The following is an 8,093-nucleotide window of genomic DNA, read 5'->3' as shown; positions in this document are numbered from 1 at the left end:
AGTGCAATGCGTTAACCGGGCAAAGTCCCTTGGAATTTATTCGATCCATTCGCCTGCAAAGGGCTGCTCAACTGCTAAAACAAAACCAATTTTCGGTTTCAGAGGTGGCTTATCAGGTTGGGTTTAATAATGCTAAATATTTTTCTAAATACTTTAAAAGTTATTTTGGTACTTTACCTTCTCAATTTCAAAAACAATATAAAAATGATGCGTAACCAATTACTATTTGTTCTTGCTCTTGCGCTTTTGGTCGGCTGTCGCCAAGGTGAAACTGAGCCCATTTCTCCCGTCCATCCTATTCCGGATGAAAGGCAACTGGCTTGGCAGGATTTGGAATTTTATGCCTTTGCACATTTCAACATGAATACTTTTACCAATATGGAGTGGGGCATGGGGGATGAAGATCCTTCTTTGTTTAATCCCACAGATTTTGACCCAAAGCAATGGGCGAAGGTATGCAAGGAAGCAGGGATGAAAGGGATAATCATTACGGCAAAGCATCATGATGGTTTTTGCCTTTGGCCTACAGCTACCACGGAGCATTCGGTAAAAAATGCAGCATGGAAAGATGGTAAAGGGGATATTATCAAGGAGGTGTCTGAAGCATTCAGGGCTGAAGGGCTAAAATTTGGAGTGTATCTTTCCCCTTGGGACAGGAATCACCCTGCCTACGGTACACCGGAATATGTAACAGTTTTCAGGGAGCAACTGCGAGAACTTTTGACCAATTATGGGGAAATTTTTGAAGTCTGGTTCGATGGTGCCAACGGAGGTACCGGCTATTACGGTGGGGCCAATGAGGAGCGAAGGGTAGATAAAAAGAATTATTACGATTGGCCCGGAACGATAGAAATTGTAAGAGAACTTCAGCCCAATGCCGTAATCTTCGGAGATGCCGGGCCGGATGTTAGGTGGGTCGGCAATGAGCATGGCTTTGCATATCCTACCACCTGGTCAAATCTTATGAGGGACTCTATCTATGGCGGGATGCCGGAATACGCTAAGAAGTATTCTTCCGGACAAGAGAATGGCACCCATTGGGTACCTGCAGAAGCCGATGTTTCCATCCGTCCCGGCTGGTATTACCACCCCTATGAAGATCATAAAGTAAGGTCACTTCCTGAATTGTTGGACATATATTATAATAGTATAGGTAGGAATAGCTCCTTATTATTGAATTTCCCTGTGGATAAAACAGGACAAATCCACGAAAACGATGTGCGACAGCTTAATAAATTGGTGGCAAAAGTTAAAGAGGATTTTAGCCGGAAGATTCCATTGGAAAGCAGTAACCTTTCTGCTTCCTCTGAAAATGGTAAGTTCACGGTAGACAATTTACTTCAACCGGAAATGGAAACATTTTGGAATCCCAAATCGGGTGAACTGCCGGCTACAGTAACCATAGATTTTGGTGCCGAACAAACATTTAACCGCTTTTTGGTGCAAGAGAATATTTCTCTAGGGCAAAGGGTAAAGTCTTTTGCGCTTGAAATCAAAAATGAGAATGGCCAATGGGAAACTTTAGCCAAGGAGACCACCATAGGTTATAAAAGAATTCTTAGGCTTCCGGATACCAAAACATCAGCAGTAAAATTTACCATTCATGATGCCAAGGACAGCCCGGTTATCAGTCACCTAGCCTTTTATAATGCCCCCAAATTATTATTACCCCCTACAATTGCCAGAGATAAAAATGGTCAGGTAAGTTTTGACCTTAGTGAGGAAGGATTGCAGGCCTTTTATAGTTTGGATGGGAGTGACCCCAAATCCGGAGGTATTGCTTATAAAGAAAGCTTTGAACTCCTTCAGCCCGCTACATTAAAGGCAGTCTCCAAAGATCCGGTAACAGGAGAATTTAGTGAGCCGATCACCATCGCTTTTCCTTTGGCCAAGAAAAAGTGGAAGGTAATTGATCCCGAAAAAGATGCCAATCAGCTTATAGACGATGATCCTTACACCAATTATACCAGCAAACAAAACAGAGCAAGCATAGATCTGGGAGAAAATCAGGAAGTTTCAGGCTTTACTTATTATCCCATACAAAACAGGTACATGTCCGGATTGATCAAGGATTTTGAATTTCATACCAGTATAGATGGCAAAAACTGGCAAAAAGCAGTGTCCGGGGAGTTTGGAAATATAGCCAATAGTCCCATAGAACAGCAGGTGGAATTCGAACCCCGAACCGCAAGGTATATTCGATTGATCGCCAAAAGTACAACGGATGGCCAATCCGCTACTTTTGCTGAAATAGGAGTGTTATTGACTGAATAAATCAAAAAAATAGCTTAATCGCACAAAATATGCCGCAATAAGGGCTTAGCTGGTGTTACCCGGTTTAATGGATTGGTTTTTGTAATGAGTTGATTAAATAAATTTTAAACCAAAAACCACTGATATTATGTTGACATGGGTAATTACATTTCTTGTTGTAGCTTTAATCGCTGCGGTATTGGGTTTTGGAGGAATAGCCTCCGGACTGGCCTCAATTGCTAAAGTAATCTTTTATATTTTTGTCGTTTTATTATTGATAAGCCTTGTGGCTGGCGGCGTGAATGGCTTTTAAATATTTATCTCACCCGTGAAATTTTTCCGGGTGGGATTTTTTTTATGCTGTTGGGAGAATGGGTAGATAGTAGAAAGTTTCGGCTTTTAATTTTTTATTACATCACATACTCTTCAAATAATTGCTGAAGGGTTTTGTTGAGGTCTTTACTCAGTCCGGGATGGGGTCTGGAAGTCTGAATTACTGAACTTCTTACAGCCGTAAGCCATCTAAACCTGGAAGCAAGGTCCATATTGGCTATTGGGCCACCATCGTTTTCCCCTTTACAAATCTTCTCAAAAGATTTTAAATTTTCATTAATCATTTCCAAATCTGCATCTGGATCCAAAGCCCTTATTTTTTCTTGGCAAAGGTGGATTTTCACTCCCAGAAAATCACTTTTGTGGTCGCACAAAATGACTCCGACATTTACAAATTCCTCCCGCTCCACTCTTGGGACAACCCGAAGGATGGCATATTCATATAAGTGATTTTCTTGCATCATTGGCTTCTTTGGTGAATTGATCTGCATACGACAATCTTAACTTTAGAAAATCGGTATACACTGTCCTTAATTCCGCTGCATTGTCCCCATCTCTTCCGGCCAGCAGCCATTCCTCAGGAATCAGAGAAACGATGGCATCTATTTTCTCCTCACTTAAGAGAGCGGATAATTCTTCATTGACCTGATCCAGATTTTCTGCTTGCTGGAGCAAAACATGATTGGCAATAATAGGAAAGGGTTTGGTTGCATTTTCTTTCCATCTCGTCCATCCATGCTGAAATAAAAATGCAGCCCCATGGTCAATGAGCCAAAGCTCTCTGTTCCACATCAGCATATTTGTGTTTCTAAAGGTCCGGTCTACATTGGTGATAAACAGATCTAACCATACAATTTTGGAGGCTAAGAGCGTCTCAACTTTTGATGCTACCGGATCATAGTTTATCGCTCCGGATAAATAATGCAAAGCTAAATTTAATCCTTGGCTACCTTTTAGCAAATCCTGGATTTCCTCGTCTCCTTCAGATCGACCAAAAGCAGGATCCAAATTAGCAAAAACTAATTCAGGTACTTTAAGCCCTAAAGTTCGGGCAATTTCCCCGCCAAGAAGTTCTGCAATAAGCGCTTTTTCGCGTTGACCTGCCCCACGAAACTTAAGCACATATTTGAAGCCGTCATCTGCAGCAGCAAGGGCAGGAAGTGAACCACCTTCCCTGAGTGCTTGCATGTATCTGGTTACATTGACCGTTCGCAATTGAAGTTTTTGTTCCATAAATTTTGAATAGCTGGAATTTTAAAAATTAATCCCCTTAACTATGCAATTTCGGAAATTTAACAGAACTTTAATTAGTACTTAGAAATAAAAAAAATAGCGGATTTCATTGAATCGCATCAATAGCTATTAAATTTGCTTGAATCAGTATTTTACTATCCAATAGATTTATATGAACCTTTTTGACTTTTTAAAAGCCTTGGTGCCGTTTACTAAAGAAGAATTAGAGGACATTCTAAGACACTTTAAGAAAGAGACGGTTGCTAAGAACCAAATCCTTGTCCGACAAGGAGAAGTGTCCAAATCCTTGTATTTTATTGAGAGTGGCTTGGGTAGGAGTTATTATCTTAATCAAGCAGGAAAAGAGATTACCCAATGGTTTTTTGGTAGTGGGAAGTTTATGGCCAGTGCAGATAGCTTTTTTCAGCAATGCCCAAGCTTGTATTATATAGAGATCTTGGAAGATGCTGTGATATATAGTATAACAAAAGAGAAGTTGGATGAATTATTCGATACCTATCCCAATATGGAAAAGTTGGGCCGGCTTGTCACTACAGAAATGCTTACCAAGGTAGTGAATAAATTGAATGCCATTCAGTTTCAAACAGCCAAAGAGCGGTATGAATACATGTTGGCTGAGTTTCCTGACATTGCTTATCAGGTTCCCTTAGGACATATCGCATCTTATTTGGGAATGACCCAAGAAACCTTAAGCCGTATCAGGAAAAGCAATTCGAGTAAATAGGTTATAATTGAAAAGCTTTTATCGAAATCGGTCACTCTTGACAAAATAAAATACCAGGCTTTTTCGGGCCTTCAAAGGTTATGGTTTTTGGAGCAGGGTGGAAGGCGTTAAAAAAAAGAGTTAGCTCCTTAAAGAGATCCACTCTTTTTTAGCCTGTAATCCTGCTCCAAAAATCAAATGATGGAAACGTAAATGGACTTTAATCCTCATTTGAAATAAGATTTGACAGCCTTGATTTTTTTGGTTCGTTTTTTCATCAAAGAAAAAATGAACAGGTCAAACAAGCTTTAACTGCATGTTTGACCTGTTGATTAATAGTTAATAAAGAAAAGATACAATTTTAGAATATTCGCCCGACATAATTTAAATTTCACTTTTTGATATAGGTCAAAAGAAAGCTGCTTCTGTTCCAGGATCTTTGTATGGTAATTATTAAACGATTTACCATGAAACCATACAAAGGAGCATTAGTAATGCTATTGATATTGCTTGTAGCGGTCTTGCCTTCGGTCACCGAGGGCCAGCAGTTAGATCCTATCTTGAAAGATTTGATCAATAAAGGGCTTGATAAAAGCCATGGTCTCAATAGCAATGGATTTGATGTGGAACAAGCGAAGGTGGATCAGCAATTGGCGAAATCGGTATTCTTGCCTAAAATCACTTTGAATGGAAGTTATACCCACCTAAATGATGACATTACTTTTGATGAAAATACCAAAACTTTATTGACCGAAACCCAAAAGCTGGTTATCAAAGATGCCGTAGGATTACCTTTTAATTCAACTTTTCCAAATACCATTCCACTTCAAGAAGTCCCTGTTTTACAGAATCAAAATATTTTGAGGTCTTCTGTTGATTTAGATTGGGTTTTGTTTAGCGGTTTAGAAGCGAGCAATGCCCTGCAGGCGAGCAAACACAAGGAAGCTTCTTTGAATTATGCAGGAATGGCAGAAGAAGATAAAATTGCCTTAAAGATCATCGAGACCTATGATAAACTTGCCTTAGTAAAGGCTTCTAAAAAAGTACTTGAAAGCTCTGAAGATTACCTAGATGAGCAAGTACTATATGTCAATAAAGCCATTGAAAATGGTCTGGCAACACCTATTAGCAGGAATAAAATAGCCTTGGCAAAGCAACAATTGGAGGGTAAAAAGCTTGAGTTTGAACATAATAATACACTGTTGATCGAAGCCCTTCACCAGCTTACGGGTGAAAGCAGAGGGGATTTGCAAATGCTGAATCCACAGTTGTATTCTTTTGCTGTGGATGCTGAAGTGAGGGGTGAAAAACGCAATGAAATCAAAGCTTTGGAAGAAGCTGAAAAGGCCACCCAATACCAGGCAAAAATGTTGAAGAGCAACTTTATTCCTAAGGTTGCTTTAAAAGGACATTATGAATTTTTAGAAGAGAATTTATCGCTGCTAGACCCCAAATGGTATGTGGGTGTAGGACTTAAATGGAATGTGTTTGATGGCAATCAATCCCGATTAAAAAGAAGAAAAGTTCAACTGGAGTCTGCTAAGTATAGGGAACAAATAGCAGAAGCAAATGAAATGGTTTCTTTAGGCATATCCAAAGCTGAAATAAGCTACGAATCGGCCTTAATGAATACCAAAATAGTTCAAAAGGAAGTTGACCTGGCCAATGAAAACTATGAGATGGTGAATACGCAATACAAAAACAACTTGGCTTCAATCAATGATGTGTTGGATGCTTTGAATGATGTAGAAAAAGCCAATTTCAAGTTACAAGAGTCCTACTTTAAAGAGAGAAGAGCAGTAGCAGATCTGCTTCATGCCAAAGGAATACTTAATTACTAACCCATCAAAAAAACAAAAAAATGATTAACTATAAAAATACAATATTAGGCTGTTTTGCACTCCTCGCATTAAGTTCTTGCCAAAAGGAAGAGATCACTCCCAATAGAGGGAAAGTTAAATTTGAAACCATCTCGGTAAGTAGCAAGCTTGCAGGAAGAGTGGATGAAATTTTTGTAGAGGAAGGGCAAAAGGTCAAGGAAGGAGACACCCTGGCCATCATCAATATTCCGGAAGTCCAAGCCAAAATGCTTCAGGCAGAAGGGGCCATTATGGCTGCCAAAGGTCAATTAAATATGGCCTTTAATGGGGCAACTGCAGAACAATTGAATCAGATTAATGAGCAATTGAATGCTGGAAAAGCACAGCTGGATTTTGCCCAGGAATCATACCATCGGTTAGAAGCCATGTATAGGGATTCATTGGTTACCCAACAACAATTTGATGAGGTGAAAATGAAATTAAACATGGCAAAAGCCCAAGTGGCCGCTTTGTCTGCCAAACGGGACGAGGTGAGAAAAGGCGCCAGAGAAGAGCAAATAGAACAAGCCAAAGGACAGCTTGACAGAGCTAAAGGAGCCAAAGAAGAGGTTGTTTCTGCCTCTAGGGAACAGTTTGTTATAGCTCCTGCCGACATGTCAATAGAAACCATCAGTTTGGACAAAGGAGAATTGCTTAGTCCAGGATTTACCCTTTTTAATGGGTATAAAACCAACAGCCTTTATTTTAGATTTACAATTCCTGAATCAAAGATTTATGATTTTCAATTGGGAGAAACCTTGACGCTGGTAAACCCTTATACAAAGGAAGAGGTAATGGCAAAAATTGTTGCCATAAAACAACTCGCCAAGTATGCGGACATTACAAGTACAGCACCTTTGTACGAATTGTCTGAGGCTATATACGAATTAAAGGTAGTGCCCACTTCAGATGTGTCCGCACAAAAATTATACATCAATGCGACATTCCTTATAAAATAAAAAAGATGAAAAAATTCATAGGTTTATTAAAGCTGGAATTTAAGCGCATTTTTTCCAACAGTGTCTTAATGGCCATCTTCTTTGGGGCACCCATAGGCTACGGTATCTTGTTTGGTTATGTGTATCAACAAGCCAAAGTTAAGGATTTGCCCATTGTTATTGTGGATCAGGATCAAAGTCCGGCTACGGATAAGATAATTGATGCTTTTGAAGACAATGAGGGATTGCATGTGAAAGATGTGCGACCGGTGCCGGGAAATATTAAAAGCGAAATGCCAACCAACCAGTATATCGCTGTCATTACTTTGCCAAATGGTTTTGAGAAAGACCTATTGCAGAAAAAACATCCTGAAGTTCGGGTTGACCTAAATATGGCAAATATTTTAAATGCCAATACGGCGAGCAACCAAATCAATACCGTATTGATGACCATCAATGCCGGAATTGAAATTGAGGGGCTTAAAAAACAGGGACTACATCCGGATCAAGCAAAAGATGCATATGAAAGTTTTAAAATAAATTTCAACAAGCTTTACAATTCTACGGGTAATTACGTGACATTCATGCTGCCGGGATTACTTGCGGCCATTATGCAACAAATCATCTTTTTGGCAATGGCCTTGGTGTTTTCCAGAGACTTTGAAGATGGGTATTTTGGTAAACTAGTAAAAGAAAGCAAATCTTCAATTTACCACATCCTCTTAAAAGCAACGCCATTTTTGTTAATGCTTC

At 39.5% G+C, this 8,093-nt stretch carries 9 protein-coding genes; 7 read left to right on the top strand and 2 right to left on the bottom strand.

Annotated elements, in window-relative coordinates:
• The 3 genes from AAC037_RS14005 to AAC037_RS13995 all read left to right on the top strand — a co-directional run.
• On the top strand, positions 1–215 hold a 215-nt coding region (locus AAC037_RS14005; RefSeq protein ID WP_339903569.1), incomplete at its 5' end, for a helix-turn-helix transcriptional regulator.
• The gene (locus AAC037_RS14000) at positions 205–2,274 is read left to right on the top strand and encodes an alpha-L-fucosidase (RefSeq protein ID WP_339903568.1); all 2,070 of its coding nucleotides are present in this window, start codon (positions 205–207) and stop codon (positions 2,272–2,274) included. The genes AAC037_RS14005 and AAC037_RS14000, both read left to right, overlap by 11 nt.
• Positions 2,275–2,401: 127 nt before the next feature.
• Positions 2,402–2,566 carry a DUF1328 domain-containing protein gene (locus AAC037_RS13995; protein ID WP_339903567.1) on the top strand — a complete coding sequence of 55 codons (165 nt, stop codon included), beginning with the start codon at positions 2,402–2,404 and terminating at the stop codon, positions 2,564–2,566.
• A 97-nt stretch (positions 2,567–2,663) separates the two neighbouring features.
• Here AAC037_RS13995 and AAC037_RS13990 read toward each other — a convergent pair whose 3' ends face one another.
• Positions 2,664–3,047, bottom strand: a complete 384-nt coding sequence (locus AAC037_RS13990; protein ID WP_339903570.1) for a DUF3037 domain-containing protein — start codon at positions 3,045–3,047, stop codon at positions 2,664–2,666.
• On the bottom strand, positions 3,025–3,819 hold the full coding sequence (locus AAC037_RS13985) for a HipA family kinase (protein ID WP_339903566.1): 795 nt from the start codon (positions 3,817–3,819) through the stop codon (positions 3,025–3,027). Before AAC037_RS13985 ends, AAC037_RS13990 begins: the two co-directional genes overlap by 23 nt.
• Positions 3,820–3,991: 172 nt before the next feature.
• Between AAC037_RS13985 and AAC037_RS13980 the strand changes: the two genes are divergently transcribed.
• From AAC037_RS13980 to AAC037_RS13965, 4 genes are all read left to right on the top strand, one after another.
• Complete coding sequence (locus tag AAC037_RS13980; RefSeq protein WP_339903565.1) at positions 3,992–4,564, top strand: Crp/Fnr family transcriptional regulator; 573 nt, start codon at positions 3,992–3,994, stop codon at positions 4,562–4,564.
• Positions 4,565–5,010: 446 nt separating this feature from the next.
• Positions 5,011–6,384, top strand: coding sequence for a TolC family protein (locus tag AAC037_RS13975; protein WP_339903564.1), 1,374 nt, complete (start codon positions 5,011–5,013; stop codon positions 6,382–6,384).
• Positions 6,385–6,404: 20 nt separating this feature from the next.
• Positions 6,405–7,361, top strand: coding sequence for a biotin/lipoyl-binding protein (locus tag AAC037_RS13970; protein WP_339903563.1), 957 nt, complete (start codon positions 6,405–6,407; stop codon positions 7,359–7,361).
• A gap of 5 nt (positions 7,362–7,366) precedes the next feature.
• Positions 7,367–8,093: ABC transporter permease (locus AAC037_RS13965; RefSeq protein ID WP_339903562.1), on the top strand; the 727-nt coding region annotated here is incomplete at its 3' end.

This window comes from uncultured Cyclobacterium sp. (assembly GCF_963976465.1).
Classification (GTDB): domain Bacteria; phylum Bacteroidota; class Bacteroidia; order Cytophagales; family Cyclobacteriaceae; genus Cyclobacterium.
This window is presented reverse-complemented; position numbering and strand designations above follow the sequence as displayed.

What these genes read in the sequence shown, in the direction of transcription:
- AAC037_RS13970 (WP_339903563.1), top strand. Translation starts at nt 6,405, where the DNA reads ATGATTAACTATAAAAATACAATATTAGGCTGTTTTGCACTCCTCGCA.
- AAC037_RS13990 (WP_339903570.1), bottom strand. Translation starts at nt 3,047, where the DNA reads ATGCAAGAAAATCACTTATATGAATATGCCATCCTTCGGGTTGTCCCA.
- AAC037_RS14000 (WP_339903568.1), top strand. Translation starts at nt 205, where the DNA reads ATGATGCGTAACCAATTACTATTTGTTCTTGCTCTTGCGCTTTTGGTC.
- AAC037_RS13995 (WP_339903567.1), top strand. Translation starts at nt 2,402, where the DNA reads ATGTTGACATGGGTAATTACATTTCTTGTTGTAGCTTTAATCGCTGCG.
- AAC037_RS13985 (WP_339903566.1), bottom strand. Translation starts at nt 3,819, where the DNA reads ATGGAACAAAAACTTCAATTGCGAACGGTCAATGTAACCAGATACATG.
- AAC037_RS13975 (WP_339903564.1), top strand. Translation starts at nt 5,011, where the DNA reads ATGAAACCATACAAAGGAGCATTAGTAATGCTATTGATATTGCTTGTA.
- AAC037_RS13980 (WP_339903565.1), top strand. Translation starts at nt 3,992, where the DNA reads ATGAACCTTTTTGACTTTTTAAAAGCCTTGGTGCCGTTTACTAAAGAA.